We start from the raw sequence: 19,785 nt of genomic DNA, 5'->3' as shown, positions 1-19,785 counted from the left end.
ATGGCTAAAAATATGCGAGCCGCCGACCTTGGCGGTGCAACCGAAGGGCTATATATTCCCGATTATGCGACGCAGATTGTCATTTCTGAAATGCACAACTGTTCTGCATTATCCCGAATTGTTAACCCAAAACACAACATTGTAGAACTCGGTTTAAACTGTGCACCAGTGGCCCATTACACCATTATGGATAACATTGAAGTTGGTGATTTCACTAATGGTGCATGGAACGGCGAAACTTGGGAGCCTGACAACCCATTCCGCAGTGGTGAAATTCGTTTATGTCACTCTGTGCCAATGAAGAAAAAATTCTCTCGTGAAGAGGCGACATTAATGTGTCACCGTTGGGAAATGTTCCAAGACGGCTATGAAACCGCTGTCGGTCGTGCCTTACGTGATTTGACTGAGCGTTACGGTTTTACCGTGTTAGCCGCTTCTGCTCACCCATTATTACGTGGCATCAAAGCAGGTGCGTTAAGCGGTAACATCAATTTAGGCGATACTGAAAATCCTATTGTGGTAGGCAAATCCAGTGGCGTACGTGCCATGGACGTGTTGCAAAACATGGAGCAAGCCTTACAAGAGGGCGGTGTCACTTGTGGCGGTAATGCGTTAAAAATCGTGGCAAGCCCAGCGTTTTATTCTCGTATTCGTGCGGAACAGTCCAATCTTGGTGCAGGTTGTTGCTTACCAGATAACCCAATTGTGACTGGCATGGTACACCCAATGTTAGGCATGGAAATTTACTCATCCTTACATATGCCACGTTATCGCCGTGCGGACGGTAAAACGGTGGAATATGTGTTAATGGTGGATCCAGAAAACATTGCGGCACCAAGTCGTTTAGACTACCTCGAATGGCAAACCGTATTAAACGATATTTACCTTGTGGGTAACTACCGTTTTGATGTGGCAGCCTTAAGTAATAAATCAATTGCGGTTGCGGCCGTCGTAGTGGAGGCTTAATTATGGCAATTTACAATTTATTTCGTGGTGGTTATGCTGTTGAATTTGGCAAGCCTTGCCGTGAGTGCGGTGCATTAGATGAAAATATGTTACCTGTTGTTGTACAGCCAGATAACCGTGTGGACGGTGCTTATGGCTACCGTGACAAGGTAGAATGGAAACAGCTTTTACGCTTGTTGTTCCAACGTTACGGTAAAGCGGTAGAAGATTTAGAAGTGGGCGATAAATTGCGTGTGTTCTTAAATCCGAACCACGCCAACATCAAAGCCATTTTCTTTGACTTCCGTGAGCCAGTGGCAGGTTTTCAATTTGATTTAACCACGGTGAACGATACCGATTTAAGCGGTAAAATCACCAAAGCCACCTATGCGGAAATGGGCGGTATTGAAACTGTTACTCAAGGTGATGCCTTTGATACGGCAGAAACCGCACAAGTGGAAGAACGTACTCAGTGGACGATTCATCCTGACAATGGCTACAACCCGAAAGTGGACGTCATTGAACTTGAAATCAAAGCCTTACCAAAAGACGTGAGTAAATTAAATGAAATGGTCATGTTAATTGCTCGTCGTTTTGAACAAGACGGCTATATGATGTAACCCAACGCCCCAGTTTAACTGGGGCTTTTCTTTTTTAAGGACAGCACAATGACACAAACAATGCAAACGGCACCGCAAAAACAAACCTTTGTTTCTGCGATTAACGGCATGAAATTTGACGTACAAAATGAACTTACTGCAGATTTACTTTCCAAAAATGAAAAGAAAGAAATTATCCACAGAGAACGAGTTTCTGCTAAAACAAGCAAAGCCAAAGGCAAACCTAACGATAACGAACAGGAAATCAGCTAATGAACATGGCAGATTTTATTCTGCGTGTCCGGTTTGATTATAACGACATTGACGCTGATCGCATTGAAGATCCACTGATTGTGGATTATCTCAATGAGGGATTAAGCGAAATGTTTAAGCTCAATCCCAATAAGTTTATCAAAACGGTGGTAGCCAAGCTAGACGACAGCGATTTGCAACAGCCTTGTTGTTGCGATTTGCTGTATTCAGTAGATGCCATTACCGACGCACACGGTAATTTTATTGCAGAGCTTAAAGAAGTCGATGACACCGCTCAAACCGCTTTTGGTAAACGTAATTGTGCGAGCCGTGAAACTGACACACGCAGTTACAGTAAAGTCAACGGCACCGATAATCAATTCACGGTCAAACCGCCAGTCAGTCCCAATGACAATGTCTATGCCCGAATGACCTGTGCGGTGAAACCGGACAAAGTTAAACTCGGTGAAGAGCTAGATGAAAGCGTGACTGAAAACTATGCGAACTTGGTGGATTATGTGTTGTATCGCTTATTCGGTGCAGAAACCGAGAGTGCGACCTCACAGCAAAAATCCGCTCAATACTACAAGCAGTTCTTAGACCGTACGTTGTTACATGAGCAAATTCGAGCCGCCTTTACACATCAAGCCACGGCACAAACGAGCAATAAAACAGGGGGTAAAAAATGAGTTGTCAATGCGAAAGCCCAGCCAAACCCATTAGCTTTAGCTGTAACCCTTGTTTAAAGCCAAAATGTGGCAATCAACCGGCTAATGTGTGGGTATGCGATAACGACGGACGAGATGTGGAATTTATTTCACTCACCGAGTTTTTGCCCCGAGTGACCCTGATTGCCAAAGGCATTCCCGATGATGTGGCGTTGGAATATCTGCGTCAATCTGCTCAAACTTTGGCTCAGGACAGCCGATTGTTAAAACGTGAATTGCATTTAGATGTTCAAGCTGGCGTGCGAGATTATTACTTTGAACAAGGCGATAACGAACAAGTGCATTATGTTCAATCGGTCACATTCGGAAAGTGCGCTGAAAAACAACATTGTTTGGATAAATGCCATTTACCTGCTATGCGTTGTGATGACCGCTTTGTGTTTGAACCCAATGACAAAATTATATTGAAAAACACCCCGAAAACGGACGGTGAAAATCAATTATGGGTGCGATATTTTGCAACACCTAGCCAAACCGCATGCGAAGTGGATAAATTGTTATTCGACCGCTACCATGATGTTGTCGTGAATGGGGCGTTAAGCAATTTATTGTATATGCGACAATATGACTTTGCTGATGCACAATTGGCCGTGTTATATGAACAACGGTTTAAACAAGGCATAGCCAAGGCCAAGATTGATGTTATGGAGCGTTTTGAAACGGAAACACCGTCAAGCCTTGCTTACAGGGGGAGAATTTAGCATGTCAGATTATTGTAAAGTGATTGAAAAATACAAAAAGTGCCAATGTTGTCAGTCAGATAATCAAGACGGACTCGCTAGTCAAATCCATGTGCCACGCCCAACCGAACGAGTGATTGAGCGTGAAATCGTCGAACTTGCAACAACATGTGAAGATTGTGGCTGTTCCAATATCAAACCCAATGGGGTGGAGTATGAAAATGCCAACTAAAGATGCAACCTTATGGGCAATGATAATTGCCTACCTACAAAATAACTTAAACGCCATTTACAGTTTTACCATGGCGTTTTTTATTGCCATTTTTCGCATTTGTTATATTGGCAAAGAACGTAAAAAAATTCGTGTTGTGATTGAAAGTATTCTGTGCGGATTAATAGCGATTGCCAGTGAAAGTGTGTTTATTTACTTAGACATGCCGTCTAAATTATCCGTTGCTTTCGGCTCAATCGTGGCGTTGCTAGGGATTGATAAAGTGCGAGAAATGGCCATGCGTTATTCCCTAAAAGCCAAAGGTGGTGACAATGAGCAAGTTTAGATTTAGCAAACGCAGTGAAAATAATCTAAAAGGCGTTCACGAAGATTTAGTACGAGTAGTACGCCGAGCCTTAACCCTGACAGAACAGGATTTTATGGTAATTTGTGGCTTACGCACCTTTGAAGAACAAAAGGAAATGGTTGCCAAAGGCACCAGCAAAACACTAAACGGCCGACATTTGACTGGTCATGCGGTGGATTTGGTGCCATATCCTGTGGATTGGAACGACTGGAGCAAGTTTGCTCAAATTGCTAAAGCCATGAAACAAGCAGCCAAAGATTTAAAGGTTCAAATTGTATGGGGTGGTGATTGGAAATCCTTTAAAGATGGACCGCACTTTGAGTTGGATAGGTCCGTGTATAAATAAGATTTCTATACAGCCCCATAGTTATGGGGCTTTAGGATCTGCACCAAACCGATTTTCTCCCTTAGTTCCATTTATACTAAAAAATATAATCCAAGCTATGACGCTTAATATTGAAAATTGAAGAAATACTTGCTCTGCCATGGCAATGAAAAAAAAGACAACATAGACTAAAATTAACCACCAGCCAGATAAGTTCATGTCATGCAACCGACGCACCTGAAGAGATAAGCTAGGTATTATTGTTGCCAGAGTCCAAATACAAAAAGTGACCATGTAAATCGTTATGTTACGTAACGAATAAGAAACATACAGACTAATACCGACAAGGAGCCAGAAAAATATGCTGGCAAATAAAGTTGTTCCCCAAAATTCTTTACGTCGGGATCTTCCTTTAAAATTGGCATAATTTTTAGTCATTGAACGAACGAAGTAAGCCCATAGTGATGTGTTTTTAGGCTGATTACTTACAATATTTACGATTTCGTTATTCATAATTTCTCCTTGATAATACTTTTATTTAAAACGGTGTTTTCCAGTGTATCACTACATTAAATAACGTACAATATATGCGATTATTTTGTCGGATATTTGACAAAATAATGGTTTGTCTCTAATATGTAACGATGTATAAGGAGGGGTTATGTTTGCATTATTAAAACGTTTAACTAATTTAGGTGTTGTTTCCAGTACAATGAGAAAACCTCGAGCTTATCCGAATGTTTCACAAGGTTTTGCTCGTGATCGAAGAAATCTTTGTAAAAGTTGCAATGAAGTTGTCGGTGGTTTTAATCGGAATTTGAGAAAATATGGCAAAGAATACGCAAATTAAGGCTAGAAATGCAAGTAGTGAGAATACGTTAGAGAACCGCTTGTATTGAAAAATATAAGCGGTTTTTTCATACCCAAAAGGATCTCCCATGCCAACCCTAAAACTCACCCAATTCGGTGGTATTACCCCAAAACAACGCCCAAATAATCTACATCAAGCCATGGCACAAGTGGCAGAAGATGTAGATCTAAGCCGTGGCACATTACGACCATGGCGAACTGATAAAAAAGTCAGCGACAAAACAGGGCAATCTATCTTCGTGGATAAATGCTGTTACCTCACAAGCTCAAATTGCCAAGCAAGTTTTTCACGCATTGATACCGATTGTTGCTATATTGTCGCCAGTGGCATAAAAGATTATCCTGTAATTCAACACAAAGACAAGGCCTGTGAGGAACGTTGGAATCGATTAGGGTTTCCAGTGGAGATTCCTGCACCTCATGCCCAATTCTTAGGTACATTAAGCCATGATTTTAACCAAGAATTACGCCAATACATTTACACCCTTGTGGATGAATTTGGCTTTGAATCCGCCCCGAGTTTACCAAGTGAACCCATTTATGTTCACAACGACCAGAATGTCGTGATTAGCGGTATTGGTGCAGATTTTCCCACTTATTCCATTGCAAAAGTACGCTTATATTGTGCGGTAACGCCGTTAGATTATGGTGATGCCAAAGCGGATTATGACGCCCATTTCTTGTTTGTGGATGAACTGGATTTCGGCACCACAAGCTACGTTCATCAAGCCCATACCGTTTACGGTGAAGAATGTTTAACCGAAGAATATGAACCGCCCCATAATTGCATGACCGATCTACAATATTGTGGAAACGGTCAATTAGGCGGTTTAGTGGGAACAGAATTATGGTTAAGTGAACCTTTAAAGCCTCATGCGTTCCCAGAAAGTTACCGCTACGGACATTTCAATGGCAAACCGATTCGCTTTTTATGTGGAGAACGCACAGGCTATATTTTAACGGATGAATATCCAGCCGTCATTGAAATGGAAAGTCCTTGCCAGTCACAAGGTTGTCGTCAGGTTTCTATTCTGGAAGAACCATTACCGATTATCTCATATCAGTCCGCTTGTCTGTATAATGGGGCGTGCTTTTATGCGAGCAAAGACGGTTTAGTTATGTTGGTAGGTAGTCAAGCGAAAGTGATTACTACTGCATTATTTACCCAAGACCAATGGCAAGCCCTTGCTCCATGGCAAATGATTGGCACGATACACGACGGCTATTATTTTGGTTTTACCGATAAAATGGGTATTCGTTTTAAAGTGCCAGATTCTATCCATGACGAAGTACAAATTGAACAACTGACCACTTTGTCGATAAAACCCACCGCACTTTTCCGTAGTGACCAAGACAATTTATTCTTTGCCACAAACGACGGTATTTACCAATGGAACGCAGGGGATAATTGGAAAACCTTTACATGGCGTGGTCGATTAAATGCCTTACCAGGTTATACCGCCATGACGGCATATAAATTGGTGCAAGAATATCACCCAACCCACGTGAAACACCTTGCCTACAAACGTCACCGAGATGAAATGGTACAAGAACAAGTCATTTTAGCTGACAAAACCGTTTCAGACAGCCGACCACACCGCTTAAAAGCCGGTTACGCTACCTTGTTTTTTGATGTCGAAATTAGCGGACAAGGGGAAGTGTGGGAATATCATATTGCGACAAGTGTGGCAGAATTGGGAGCAGAATAATGAAATACCAAACCGAACACATCACAGACATAGCCAGTTCACAGCAATTATTAAGCGAACTGTTTACCTATATCGGAGAACATTTTGATCAAACCGCCCAACTGCGGTTAAATTGGCAACACTTTTTCCAAGTCTGGGCAGGACAAACGCCTTACACCCAAATTAAAGTATTCACGGCTCGAGAAGACAATCAGATTAAAGGTTGTGTCATGGCGTTGTTATTGGATAATCCGCTGTTTGTCACCAAGCCTTTTATTCACCGCTTTATTGATTTAACCAATGAAGACAAAGCCTTTGATGACTATGTGGAGACGATTTTAGCGAGTTTGTAATTTGTTTGTTGTTATTATCCCTATTTAGGATTACAATTAATCTAAATATAGGAGTTATGTTATGACAAATGAGATTATGGAAATATTGCAATTCGTAAAGCAACATCCAACAAAAACCGCAGAAGAATTGGCTCAGTTTCTTGGAATTGCACGCCAAAATGCGTCACGAAAATTAAGGGGCTTGGTAGATAATAATTTATTATCTATGAGTGGCAGAGGACGTGCGACTCGATATGATTTAGTTGAGTCAGTTCATTCATTCTGTTTTGATACAGTCAAACCGCTTGATGAATATTTGGTTTTCAGTCAAACGTTGCAACCGTTAATTAAAGGGCTAAATAACAATGTGGTAGAGTCGTTGCAATATGGATTTACTGAAATGTTCAATAACGCCATAGATCATTCAGAAGGCACGGAAATTAGCGTAGAAATTCGCACAACGCCAATTTCAACGTTTGTTTCAATAACGGATAATGGCTTAGGGATTTTTGAAAAAATCCAAAAAGCCTTTGATTTAGTGGATATTAGGCAGTCTATTTTTGAATTATCGAAAGGTAAACTCACCACAGATAGCAAAAATCATACAGGTGAAGGCATTTTCTTTTCATCAAAGATTTTTGATTTCTTTTGTATCAGTTCTAAAGGTTGGGCTTTTGTTCATAATGGTAATCAAATTGATGTGATGTATGAACACGATATTGAAAACATTGATGGCACTAAAGTGATGTTTGAAATTAGCCATTTGACCGAGAAAACTTGTAAAGAAATTTTTGATGAATTTGCGATGCCTGATGAGTTTTCATTTGCAAAAACCATTGTGCCGATTAATTTAGCCAAACATGAGGGTGAGTTTTTAATTTCACGTTCACAGGCTAAGCGGTTAGTTGCACGTTTTGAACATTTCCAAATTGTTATATTGGATTTTGCTGGCGTTTCAAGTATTGGGCAGGCTTTTGCAGATCAGCTTTTTAGAGTATATCAAAATGAATATCCGAATATTGAATTGATTTCTATTAATGCCAATCTTGATGTTCAGGATATGATTAATCGAGCGATATTGGGGAGATAGCGGTGATGAAAAAACTCATCTTACTTTTAAGCCTATTGATTACATTCTCTAGCCAAGCCAATCTAGGCGATATTACCAAGAAACAGCTCAAAGATTATGTGGTGAAAGGAAATAATATGACGGCTTGTTTTTTCCCTGATGTGTGGTATGTCAATTCAGCGAAAGAACGGAAAGCCGTATTACAACGTTGGCGGAATGATCCAAATCAAGAATATTTATTTACCTTATATTATGCAATGCAATATCCATTACTTGCTGACAGTTTTGGTTTGGAAAATGCGACAACCATCTATTATGGTGATGATGTCGTGACTTATCTCTTAGATCAGGAAAACATCAGTCAAAAAGAACGAGACAAAATCACGGTTAAAACGAAAGCGGATTGCAAGAAACTTAAACCGGAGTTTGAACGATTGTTTAAGGAATATCCGAAACAACCTTACGCACAAAAAGATTAATCATTAACAAAACAGACACCCATAACCATTATGTTGTGGGTGTTTTTTATTGGAGAAAATATGAGTACAAACCAATGGAATTTAAGCCAACAAGGTATCAATGCCTTAAAAGGTTATGAAGGATTGCGAACAAAAGCCTATTTAGATGATGCAGGTAAATGGACTATTGGTTACGGGCATACTGGTAAAGTCGGTAATATCCCCGTGGGTAAAGGAATGACCATTACGGATCAACAAGCAGAAGATTTATTTAAATCTCGTTTGCCAGAATTTGAAAATGCAGTGAGAAACAGTATCAATGTGCCACTAACCCAAAATCAGTATGACGCATTAGTTAGTCTTGCCTACAATATTGGACCGACCGCATTTCAAAATTCAACCCTTGTAAAAAAACTCAATGCAGGTGATATGAGTGGTGCAGCAGACCAGTTTATGGCGTGGCGAAAAGCAGGGGGAAAAGACAACCAAGGCTTAATCAATCGGCGAAACCGAGAACGTGAAATGTTTTTAGGCGTAAGCGAAGGGCAAGCACCGAATATTCCGCTACCAATGGACTATAATGACCCTTATGATTCCCCCATAAAGCGTTCTCAACCTTTAGCAGACAACATCTATTCCGCCTTTAGTCCACCGAATAACCAAACACCAAACAACCCCTTTAGTAATTATTTCAATCAACTCAACGGTACACTCGAACCGTTAGGACAAGAACCTGAACAACCTACGCCAAGCAATCGTCAAAAATACCAAGAGCAATTAGCCGCAGCGTTTGGCGTGACACCGGAAACGAAACAGGGACTCCCTGATTATATCGGGGATTTAGTGAAAAGTATTTATGACCAAGCCTAAACCAACCATAGGAGAATATAATGTCAATCGCCGATATTGGAAAAACAATGGCAATGTATGCCCAACCCACCGATTATGACCAAGCCGCGTGGAAAAAAGCCTTTGATATTGCCAACAGCTTTACCACTGCACAAAACAACCGCACCGTCGCCGATGAAAATATGCGGAAATTAGCGGAGAATTACGCCACGCAAACAGGGCGAGTTAATGCGTTAAATGCCCAAAATCAGGATTTAATCAATCAATATGGATGGCAAACCAAAACCCGCGATGCCACACAGCAAGCGGCTATTGATAATAGCTTGTCAACATTCGGATTAAACACCAAACAAAACCAAGTGGCATTAAACGGCATTAATGACCAAGAACAATTAGCCAAAGTGCAACAACAGGCTATTTTAGCAGGTAAAAATCCTGATTATCCGTATTTGCTTAATCCTAATACTGCCAAACAGTTTAGCCCAGCAATGGTAGCTGCATTGTATGGTCAGCAACAACAGGCACAAGCAACACATCAAAACACACTAAATACCGCATTACAGGAATTGTACAAAAATTCATTCGTTGAAAGTTATGACGATAATGGGAATAAAATAACGAAATTTGACCCGACAAGATTTGAGCAAGGCACAAAAGCACTTTATTCATTATATCCAAATGATGTTCAATATATCGGTGATTATTTCTCTCGTTTTAATGGTTATTTTATGCCTCAATCTACAATAAAACCTGCTGACTATCCGCATATTATAGGTTTTAGCCAACTGAATTCGGCATATCCGGCTATTACAGGTTATACACCACCACAGCCAGCGGTTCCTTATGCTGTACCACAAGGGCAAGTAAATCAAGCGATACCAACACCACAAGTACAACCTCAACAAGTGCCACAACCGCAACAAGTTACGCCGCAGATGATACCTACGTCATATGGAGGAAGAATACCAGTAAATAGTGATGAAATATTGAAACAAAGAGTAGATGCGTTTCTTGAAGATGTAAAAAACTCTCGTCCTCGTGGACTACGCCCTTATTAAACGCATAATTCAACAAAAACAAACCCAGAAAGGTGCAAACTTTCTGGGTTTTTTATTCCCATTAAGTCAGATTTAACGGAAACAAATTATGATTAATTATACCCCAAAACATCAAATAAAAATAGGAGGAAATATGAGTAAACAAGGTGCAGACAAAGCAGGTCAAGACATTTCATTTGGCATTAAATTTCTCTTCTGCTGTATTGGAATTGCCACAATATTAGGCGTTTTATTATGGTTATTGCCTGACTTATTAGCATTGTTTTTAAAATAATTGAGGACGTTTTATGAGCCAACTTACCACTGAAGAATTAATCCGCCTTTTCCAAGATCCAAATAATCCGCCAGTACCTAACACACAACAGGCTTTTATTGATTTATATGGCAACCCCAATGTTCTCACGGCACAGCCAGATACTGCTTATGGCTTGGCCTCCCTTTACGCACCACCAGTAGAGCAAGTCGCACCGGTGCCAACTCTGCCACCTAGTGCAGGCTTTTGGGGAAATGTAGGCGATGCAGCGTTAGTCATCCCAAAATCAGCCACAAGATTAGTCAGTTCCGTTGGCGGATTAATCGATCCGCAAGGATCGGTTCGACAATGGGGAGATGAGGCGACAGATTGGCTTGCCAGTTTTGAAAGCGAAGAAAATCGGGCTAACCGAGAAGAAAACGCAAGACGTATAGCATTAGCCAAAGCCAAGGGCGAAAGTGGTTGGGGAGCCAGTTGGGAAAACTTTGTGGATAATCCATTAACTACGATTGGCGATATTGCCGAAAGTGTCTTGCCAAGTGTCGCTGTTGGCGTCGGAGCGGCTGCTCTTGCCCCTGAAACAGCGGGTATGAGTTTAGTCGCTGCTGCCCCAATGATTTTAGGTGGTATCCAAGGGGCCGGGGAAACACGCAAAGACATCAACGACCACATTATGGCCATGTCACAAGCAGAACTGAATAAAAGCCCTGTTTATCTGCAATACATAGCCGAGGGTTTAACCCCTGAACAAGCCCGCATTGCCACAGCAACCAGTTGGACAGAACATGGCGGTGAAGTCCTAGCCAATGGTTTAAGCAGTGCAGCATTAGAACGCCTAGGCGGTTTTATGAAACTAGGTAAAACAGGTGGTGTATTAAATTCTGCAGGCGGACGATTTGCTCGTGAATTAGGCACAGAAACAGCGGATGAAACCTTTCAACAACTCACGACCAACAAAGCGATTCATGATGTGGATAATTCACACCGTTTAACCAGCGATTTAGGCAGTGCGGCCTTTGGTGGTTTATTAGGTGGTGGCTTAGGTGGTGGCGTGGCCTATGCCCAAGAAAGATTGGCACATAATTTTGGTGGCGAGCAAACCGGTTCTGAACAAGCCCAAATGCAATCAGACCAAGTTGTCAATGACATTGTTCATCAAACCCCAACAGATACAACTAACACCGCAGAAACGCAACCAAAAAACACCGCAGTTAATGTAAATAACACAGCATTAGATAACGTGTTAAGCCAAATTGCGGACAAAGACGAACGACAAGCCATTAAACAAGATTTAATCTACGACATTCAAGACGGTGTCATTGAACAAATTGCCACAGAAGATAATGAATACGGCAAATTGGCCCAAGCATATTTGGCAGAAGTGGGGCAACAGATTGCACAACCAACGGTAGAGCAAGCACAAAATCCGTCCGTTGAACAGCAAAATGAACAAATGAACTCGTTCAGTGAACAAAATAATGCGTTCAGTGAACAAATGAACTCGTTCAGTGAACAAAATAATGCGTTCAGTGAACAAATGAACGATACCCAAGACGTGCGTGAAAGCCGTTCTGCAATGAAATCCGTAGAAGCCAATATTGCTCGTGGCAAAGAACGTATGACCCAAGCAATTTTGAATAAAGCGGATGTGAAGCGTGCGATGTATCACCCTGAATGGGGTTGGATTGATTTTGTATGGGGAGATGACGGCACTACTAAACCTTTAGATAAAAATGGCGAGCCTAAAGGACGTGGAATCGCTCATATTTTTGAAGCGAGAGAACGCAAAAATGGAATGTCTGAAGCTGAAACATCAGCAATGCTCGTTGATGAAATTGTAGAAACTATTGCGAAAGGTACTCCAGTAAACCCAAATCCACAGAATAAATTACAGTTGGATTATCGTTCACCAAGAACTGGAAAAGTTTATCGTGCAACTTTGGTTAAAAATAAAGGAAATAACGGCTGGGTATTAACTGCATTTGATAATAGCAATAAATATTTGAGTGAAGGTGCGAACAAGCTGGGTAATGACTCACTTGAACCTACTATTAACAGCCCTACACTCTCCCGTGCTGATAAAGGAGCTTCACTCGTGGCTTCTGATTCGGGACAGTTCGCTAATGAGCGTGGTTTGAATGAACAAGGTTCAGACACCGCTTTTGACTGGCGACCAACAAACAATAGCCAACTGAACGATACGCACCGCCACTTACGAGAAGGCGGGGCAGTGGGTGCAGATAACGATGTCAATGTAACCAATTCTCAGCCAACTGTCAACACCCAAGCCACCAAAGACCAACAAACCCTATCACAAATCTTAGGGAACGATACGGCAAGTCATATCGAAGTGGTGGACAGAAACACCGTTCAACCACCCAAAGGGGAAACCGCAGAAAGTTTATTGGCGGGGAATGTTGAGGGGTGGTATGACCCAACCACGCAAAAAATCTACATTTACAGCGACAATATCACCGCTAACAACGTAATGAGCCGTGAAGAACGGTTGGCGTGGGTAGCGTGGCACGAATTAGCTCACCGTGGCGTGAATGTTAAATTAGGCAACCGTTTCAATGACATTGTCACCCGAATGGGTAAACATCCAGTGGTAGAAAGAATTGCCAACACCATTCAAAAAGAACGAGCAGAATATGGTGACATTCCATTTACCGTCGCTGTGGAAGAGGCCGTAGCAGAAATCAACGCCGCTGTTGAAACCGGTAATTGGTCGGAATTAGAAAGCCGTTATAACGTGCGTATTGGTCAATCATGGAAAAATAGTTTGGGGCAATACCTCCGTCCATTTGCCAATGTATTGCAAAAAGTGGTTAACGCTATTATTGGACGTAACCCAAATTCTACAGCCATGACTACGCAAGAACTGTTTGATGTGTTGGCGGAGATTCGCCAAGGGGGAACGGAAAGTAATACGCAAGCGGAAAATGGTAATGGGGAAGTGCGTTATTCTTTCGCAGGTGAAAGAGCCAGAAATGCCAACCATTCATTATTGCAACAAGCAAAAGACGAATTAGCTCAAGGCGTGGATCCTGAAACCATTCGTCAAAAAACAGGTTGGTTCCAAGGCAAAGATGGGAAATGGCGGTTTGAAATTAATGATGATTCAGCGTTGATTACACCTTATGAAGCTTATGATGATTATCGTTTTGAGCAGTTAGTGAATGGTCAAAATGGCGAAACGCTTGAAGTTCCTTTGTCCGAAGTTTGGAAAGATGAAGCGTTATTTAATGCGTATCCACAATTAGCCAATCTTAAAGTGGAAATTAAACCGTTAGACAATAAACGTGCTGGCGGTTGGTTTTCACCTAACGAGAACAAAATTGTTTTATCTAATGACGCTACCGCAGGTCAAATGAAAAGCTACTTAGTCCACGAAGTTCAACACGTTATTCAAAATGAAGAGAATTTTGCCAATGGTTCTAACCTTAACGAAGAACTTAAAATGTTGCCAGATAACACCTACACAGGCAATGAATCTATTGATAAAAGAATCAGCGAAATCAAAGAACAATTACGCCAACCAATGTTAGCAAAAGAGGCGGATAAACTTTGGGATGAAATTTCTCAACTTCGAGAAATGCAAGCAGAACGAAATTATCGTAATTCAGCTGGAGAAGTGGAAGCTCGTAACGCACAAACTCGTTTAAATATGAGCAAGGAAGAACGCCAAAATCAATCACCTGAAAGCACTGAAGATGTAAAACGGAGCAATCAAAATGTCAGATATTTAAGTGATTTTAGTTATAGTCTAAACGAAGATCCAAATTCGGACTTTGCAAAAGCGGTGGATGCCTTTGTTAATGGTGATGAAGTTAAAACATCTATTTCATTGGGAACAACGCCTGATGTGTTAAAAATGATTGGGTTGCCTGATGTTGAAGTGAAAATCAAACGTAAGGTGTTGAGTAAAGTAATGCGTGGAAAACACGCTATTGAGCCTGAAGTATTGAAACAATTACCACAACAAATCAATGATCCTGTTGCAGTGTTGCAATCATCGGCACATTCATCTAATCCTAATGGTTTTGTTGTTTTGACTGAATTAACTGAGTTTAATTCGGATAAAAACAGAGATGAACCAATTATAGTTGCATTGCATTTAAATCAGAGTGGTGAAGTTCAATTGTTAGATGTGGCAAGTGCTTATGGAAAAGAACACGATAAGCTACAGGAAATGATTGACAATGATCCGATCTATTATTGGAATAAAACAAAAGGCTCACATTTAGCGAACGTACACTGGCTCCAATTGCCACTTAAGCTACGTTCAAATGCGAACCTTTCTGCCAATGATATTAAAACCGAAACCGACTTAAGTCAATACCAATCTGAAAATAAATCTGATAATGGCACTCGTTTTTCTCGCAAAGCCCCCCAAAAAGAAAATTACCAACGTGATTTAATGGTGACGCATAATTTAAGCGAAGAAAATATACTTCATGCAGATAAAATGGGTGGTTTGCCTTATGCTTCTTTGGCGGTAACTAAACAAAATAACCCTTTAGGTGGTTTTGGTGAAGTGACTTTAATTGGTGATCGTAATCATATCGATCCAAAAGGCGAAAACAAAGCGAAAGTTTTTGGTTCAGATATTTATAGTCCACGTTATCCAAGAGTTGAAGCTAGAATAAACAAAGAAGATAAAAGTGCATTATTAAAACGATTTGAACCCTCAATGACATTAGATGATGGCACGCTTGCTTATGGCTTGAATTACAATGTATCCACATTGAATCATAGAACATTATTAAATAATTTGGCGGTGAGAAACCAATTCTTACTTGAAAAGGGTATAAAGATTGAGCCTAGTTATTATAATGATGGACAAATCAAAATATTGGATATACGTAATAAAATTAACCAAGCATTGGAGGGTAAAGAGGATGACCTATCCCAATATATTGATGAGATATTTGACGAGTACGATATAGATGAAAAGATTATTAATCAAAACCCTAATACAGGTAAAACAAGCTATACAGCACACACTCTTGAAAATGTCGTTAAGAAATTGAAAAAGAATGTGCGAGGTGGAGAGAAAAATAACTATGGTTTACCTAACGTACGTGCTAAATTCACACCACAATTTAAATCTATTAGTGATATTCAAAAAAATAAAAATCGTATTGTAACGAAATCTGAATTTGACAAAGCGTTAGCCGATGTAGAGAAACGGCTTGATGAAATTGCCACGGAAATGGATATTGACTCTTATGGTATGCCAGATTTACTGGAAATGGTTGTTGATAATGGTGTTGCCAACGCATTTGATCACAAAAGAATTGAAGATACCATTCAAAACCGCCGTTTAATAACGGAAGCAATTGATTTGCTAAAAGCCATGCCAACGGAATATTTTGAGGCGAAAGCGAAAGATGTAACACAGTTTAGTGATTTTGTAGGAGCGGTTATTCCAAAAGATTTAGGCAAAAAAGCACGATCTATTTTGGAAAAGGCAGGACTGCGTCTTTATGAATATGGTAATAATCGATATGAAGTGATTAAACAAGCGACCAATGAGCTAGATGAAAAAAGCGGTGGGAATGTGTTGTTTTCACGCCGTCCAAAAGCCGAAAGCCTAGACAAATTGCGTCAAAGCAAATCGATTCGGATTTCGGGGAAAGAGATTGAGCCGAGTACAGATTTGCGTGAATACAAACGCAATGCGTTGAATTATGGTAAATCTTTGCGTGGAACTTACGTGAATAAAGATACAGGACAAGAAATTTCGTTAGGGTTGAAAGCCGTGAAAGAAGTTTTAGATCACGACTATAAAAATCCTGATCATCTTCAAAGCGTATCTGCTATTCCGCAAATTATTGAAAATGCTGTTTATATAGATACGTTACCGAACGAAGATACAAATAAACGCCCTGATATTGAAAGCTATGATTACTATGTTGCAGGCTTAAATATTGGCGGTGATGATTATACGGTGAGAGCTGCTATTGCAAATAGTGAGAATGGTGAACGCTATTACGACCACAAATTAAGTGAGATCGAAAAAGGCGAACTACTTTCTACTCTAGGGATAACAACTCCAAATTCCGAAAGCAATTCGCCTTTATCTGAAATTGATGATAAACGCTTATTGCAAATTTTGCAAGTGGATAATCAGCAAAAATCAGATAAATCAGATAATGGTACTCGTTTCTCCCGAGCTCAAACCGTAGAAGATCTTGCCCGAACAGGGAAAGCCCAAGCGGATCCCACTGCCTTTGACGATTTAAAAGCCAAAGATTATGACGGTTTCAAAAAACGTTTTAATCAAGCTGTGGGCAAGGTGGATGAATGGGTAGCGGACGGTTTACGCCCTGTGAATGATTGGATTGACGGCTTGCAAAAAGAGGGATTAAGTGAGTTTGAAACGGAACAATTGAAAGGAAAAATGTACCGTGCCAAAGGGGTACGAGATGCGCACAATTCAGATATTGAACAAAAATTCCTGAAACCGTTGTTGCAAAAAGTTTCCAAGATTGCCAAGAAACATAAACTGGATGAACTCAGTGCCAAACGTCTTGTCGGCTATTGGGCATCCACTCGTTATGCTATTGAGAAAAATAAGGAGATTTTAGAGCGTGAACGTAAGGAGATGATTGTTGCTAAAGGCGAAATGGAATTAGCACGGCGAGAGGCATTAAAAGGTGACCAAGAGGCAACTGACGCCTATGAGCAAGCCAAGAAAGCCTACGCCAAAGCAGAACGCCAATATCGTTATCGTAAGCATGATGTGGAAAGCACGGACTCTAACGAAGAATTTCGAGTAGGCACCGCTGGCGGTTGGTCAAATCCAGAGGCGGAAACTATTATGCGGAATATTGAGCAACATATTCCGAAAGCCGAATTGGAAGACGCCGTACGCCATCTGTATCAATTAAACCGTTACCGTTTAAATCTCGACCATGAGGCAGGACGATACACCGAAGAACAATATAAAGAGTTCAAAAAGAATGTGCATTATGTGCCATTAACAGGGGATCCAAATGCAGAAGAGGATTTTGACGGTATCAGTGGAGCTGGGCAAAATGCCTTAAACACCACTAAAGACCGAGCCTTAAAAGGACGAAAAACCTCAGAGGCAGAAGATGGTATTGATGCCTCATGGCGAGCCATTAATAAATCCACGACTTATGCCGGTTGGGCGGATTTCAAAGAACAAATTGATGACATCTACCAACACAAAGTTGATGAACTGGTTGAGCAAGGACATTCAGAAAAATCCGCTCGTGAGCAAGTGGCAAAAACCTTAGGTATTACTAAATCTAAAATGGGCGGGACTACACGTTCCAATGATGATGTGTTAATTCGCAAAGTCGGTGGCGTCTATTATGAATATGGCTTACCGAAAAAAGTGATGACCGCACTGAAAAATGACAACGTGGAATATGCCAACGGCTTTTTAAAAGCCTTATCCAAACCGACCAGTTGGTATGCTCGAGGGGTGACACAATGGACGGTGACCTTTGCTCCAATGAACATGTTGCGAGATACTTGGGAAAAATCCGAATTTATCCGAGTGCAAAAATTGTTTGATAAAGACGGCAAACAGTTAAGCAGTAAAACCATGGATAAAATAGGACGTGCAGTGGTGAAAAATGCGTTGTTAAATAAAGATGTTTGGAATGCCACAAAACGCTTTGGTTTTAATCAAGACTTACGCACGGATAACCAACACGATGTGGAATCCATGCTAAAAGATTTGTTGACCAATGGGGGTGTTTCCACTTACAGCACCTACCTTGCTAAAACCGAAACCGACTTAGTCAAACAGTTGCAAGCTCAAAATAAACCCATTGCCAGCAAACTGAAAAAAGCCGGTGAAATTTTGGAAAGCTACAACAAAGTCTTTGATACGGTGTCCGCCTTATCGGCTTACAAAGCCATGATTGACAATGGCGTAGACAAAGCACAAGCGGCAAGCATTACCCTTGAACTCACCAACTTCCGTAAAACAGGGGTTGGCATGCGTGGCATTAAGGCCTTATATATGTTTGCTCAACCGACCGCAATGGGGGCCAGAAACCTAATAAAATATCTCTCCACGAAAAAAGGACAACGACGTTTCTTAGGTTATATGGTGGTGATGACCGCCTTGTATTCTGCTTTACGAGCCATGGACGATGACAATGAGGGCGGAAACATAATGGACCAGTTAGGTGACATTACTCGCTATATTCCGTTACCATTAGGCATGGATAAATACTTCAAAATCCCAGTGGGATTTGGTATGCCACAAATGGCGTGGAACTTTGCCACTAATATTGTGAAAGCAGCGAATAAGGATATTTCGGTATCTGAGGCGTTGGTGAATATGTCAACCCAAGTGTTCAAAACCATAGCCCCAATTTCGCCGTCGGAAATTTCCGCAGCGAATTATCCGACACAAAAATTGGCATTAACCTTTACACCGTCTATTTTGCAACCCATTGTACAAAATGCCTTAAATCGTTCTGCCTTTGGGAACACGATTACACCAAGTTTTGTATCAGGTGACAAACTCAAAGCCGAGCAAGCTAAATCGACCACAGCCCAGTTCTGGAAAGATTTAGCCATTGGTATCAGCGATACCTTAGGCATTGACATGCACCCAGAGCAAGTGAAAAACTTAGTGGACGGTTATAGCGGTATCTTTGGTTCATTGAAAGAGTTAAGCACCATTTTCATTGAAAACCCTAATCGTGAGCTATTAGGTCGCAGAACACGCACACCATTCTTAAACCAGTTTATCGGGACAACCAATGAGTTTGCGATTCAAAGCCGTTACTATGAGGCAAGCGAACAAGCCCAAAGTGTGGCGAACGAATACAAATCACGTAAAGAACGAGGCAAATTGGACGGTTGGCTCACGCCAGAAAAAGAACAAATTGTCCTCCACGAAATGAACGCAAGACGTATGGGACAGTTGCGAGCGGTAAAAAGCAAAATGACCAAAGCCTTGCATAAAGGCCAGATGACGGAGGAGGCATATCAAGCCAGACTCAAAACCTACAACACCCAAATGGATAATGTACAACGTGCATTTTTAAAACGTTGGCGTAAAATGCAAGGCTTGAGTACCGTGGAGTAAAATCCACACAAAACCC

18 protein-coding genes are annotated in these 19,785 nt (G+C 41.0%); 17 read left to right on the top strand and 1 reads right to left on the bottom strand.

Annotation, left to right across the window (positions count from 1 at the left end):
* From ACTG7L_RS04635 to ACTG7L_RS04600, 8 genes are read left to right on the top strand one after another with little or no spacing between them, the layout of a single operon-like run.
* Positions 1-966: a hypothetical protein gene (locus tag ACTG7L_RS04635; RefSeq protein ID WP_439242455.1), complete on the top strand. Its 966-nt coding sequence runs from the start codon at positions 1-3 to the stop codon at positions 964-966.
* Between the two features lie 2 nt (positions 967-968).
* The gene (locus ACTG7L_RS04630) at positions 969-1,565 is read left to right on the top strand and encodes a hypothetical protein (RefSeq protein ID WP_439327599.1); all 597 of its coding nucleotides are present in this window, start codon (positions 969-971) and stop codon (positions 1,563-1,565) included.
* 48 nt (positions 1,566-1,613) lie between these two features.
* Positions 1,614-1,817, top strand: a complete 204-nt coding sequence (locus ACTG7L_RS04625; RefSeq protein ID WP_439242459.1) for a hypothetical protein — start codon at positions 1,614-1,616, stop codon at positions 1,815-1,817.
* Entirely contained in the window at positions 1,817-2,485 is a 669-nt protein-coding gene (locus ACTG7L_RS04620) for a phage adaptor protein (protein ID WP_439327598.1), read from the top strand. Before ACTG7L_RS04625 ends, ACTG7L_RS04620 begins: the two co-directional genes overlap by 1 nt.
* Complete coding sequence (locus tag ACTG7L_RS04615; protein ID WP_439327597.1) at positions 2,482-3,225, top strand: hypothetical protein; 744 nt, start codon at positions 2,482-2,484, stop codon at positions 3,223-3,225. The genes ACTG7L_RS04620 and ACTG7L_RS04615 overlap by 4 nt, the downstream gene beginning before the upstream one ends.
* A 1-nt stretch (position 3,226) precedes the next feature.
* Positions 3,227-3,436, top strand: coding sequence for a hypothetical protein (locus ACTG7L_RS04610; RefSeq protein WP_439327596.1), 210 nt, complete (start codon positions 3,227-3,229; stop codon positions 3,434-3,436).
* Positions 3,420-3,761: a phage holin, lambda family gene (locus ACTG7L_RS04605; protein WP_439327595.1), complete on the top strand. Its 342-nt coding sequence runs from the start codon at positions 3,420-3,422 to the stop codon at positions 3,759-3,761. The genes ACTG7L_RS04610 and ACTG7L_RS04605 overlap by 17 nt, the downstream gene beginning before the upstream one ends.
* Positions 3,748-4,128 carry a M15 family metallopeptidase gene (locus ACTG7L_RS04600; protein WP_439327594.1) on the top strand — a complete coding sequence of 127 codons (381 nt, stop codon included), beginning with the start codon at positions 3,748-3,750 and terminating at the stop codon, positions 4,126-4,128. Before ACTG7L_RS04605 ends, ACTG7L_RS04600 begins: the two co-directional genes overlap by 14 nt.
* A 21-nt stretch (positions 4,129-4,149) precedes the next feature.
* On the opposite strand, the gene ACTG7L_RS04595 is transcribed toward ACTG7L_RS04600, so the two are convergent.
* Positions 4,150-4,620: a DUF805 domain-containing protein gene (locus tag ACTG7L_RS04595; RefSeq protein WP_439327593.1), complete on the bottom strand. Its 471-nt coding sequence runs from the start codon at positions 4,618-4,620 to the stop codon at positions 4,150-4,152.
* Positions 4,621-4,768: 148 nt separating this feature from the next.
* On the opposite strand from ACTG7L_RS04595, the gene ACTG7L_RS04590 reads away from it, so the two are divergent.
* The 9 genes from ACTG7L_RS04590 to ACTG7L_RS04550 all read left to right on the top strand — a co-directional run bounded on the left by ACTG7L_RS04590 (position 4,769) and on the right by ACTG7L_RS04550 (position 19,769).
* Positions 4,769-4,957, top strand: coding sequence for a hypothetical protein (locus tag ACTG7L_RS04590; RefSeq protein ID WP_439327592.1), 189 nt, complete (start codon positions 4,769-4,771; stop codon positions 4,955-4,957).
* Between the two features lie 88 nt (positions 4,958-5,045).
* Positions 5,046-6,686, top strand: coding sequence for a hypothetical protein (locus ACTG7L_RS04585; protein WP_439327591.1), 1,641 nt, complete (start codon positions 5,046-5,048; stop codon positions 6,684-6,686).
* Complete coding sequence (locus tag ACTG7L_RS04580; RefSeq protein WP_439327590.1) at positions 6,686-7,018, top strand: hypothetical protein; 333 nt, start codon at positions 6,686-6,688, stop codon at positions 7,016-7,018. The genes ACTG7L_RS04585 and ACTG7L_RS04580 overlap by 1 nt, the downstream gene beginning before the upstream one ends.
* A gap of 61 nt (positions 7,019-7,079) precedes the next feature.
* Positions 7,080-8,087 carry an STAS-like domain-containing protein gene (locus ACTG7L_RS04575; protein WP_439327589.1) on the top strand — a complete coding sequence of 336 codons (1,008 nt, stop codon included), beginning with the start codon at positions 7,080-7,082 and terminating at the stop codon, positions 8,085-8,087.
* A 5-nt stretch (positions 8,088-8,092) separates the two neighbouring features.
* Positions 8,093-8,545 carry a hypothetical protein gene (locus ACTG7L_RS04570; protein WP_439327588.1) on the top strand — a complete coding sequence of 151 codons (453 nt, stop codon included), beginning with the start codon at positions 8,093-8,095 and terminating at the stop codon, positions 8,543-8,545.
* A gap of 60 nt (positions 8,546-8,605) precedes the next feature.
* Positions 8,606-9,394, top strand: coding sequence for a lysozyme (locus ACTG7L_RS04565; RefSeq protein WP_439327587.1), 789 nt, complete (start codon positions 8,606-8,608; stop codon positions 9,392-9,394).
* Positions 9,395-9,414: 20 nt separating this feature from the next.
* Positions 9,415-10,431, top strand: a complete 1,017-nt coding sequence (locus ACTG7L_RS04560; protein WP_439327586.1) for a hypothetical protein — start codon at positions 9,415-9,417, stop codon at positions 10,429-10,431.
* An 88-nt stretch (positions 10,432-10,519) separates the two neighbouring features.
* Positions 10,520-10,705 carry a hypothetical protein gene (locus ACTG7L_RS04555; RefSeq protein ID WP_439327585.1) on the top strand — a complete coding sequence of 62 codons (186 nt, stop codon included), beginning with the start codon at positions 10,520-10,522 and terminating at the stop codon, positions 10,703-10,705.
* 13 nt (positions 10,706-10,718) lie between these two features.
* On the top strand, positions 10,719-19,769 hold the full coding sequence (locus ACTG7L_RS04550; protein ID WP_439327584.1) for a MuF-C-terminal domain-containing protein: 9,051 nt from the start codon (positions 10,719-10,721) through the stop codon (positions 19,767-19,769).
* The last annotated feature ends 16 nt before the right edge of the window (positions 19,770-19,785 follow it).

The sequence above is a fragment of the Lonepinella sp. BR2357 genome (assembly GCF_051851525.1).
In the GTDB taxonomy this organism is placed as follows: domain Bacteria; phylum Pseudomonadota; class Gammaproteobacteria; order Enterobacterales; family Pasteurellaceae; genus Lonepinella.
Note: the sequence above shows the minus strand (reverse complement) of the source record. Positions and strands in the feature narration are given on the sequence as shown.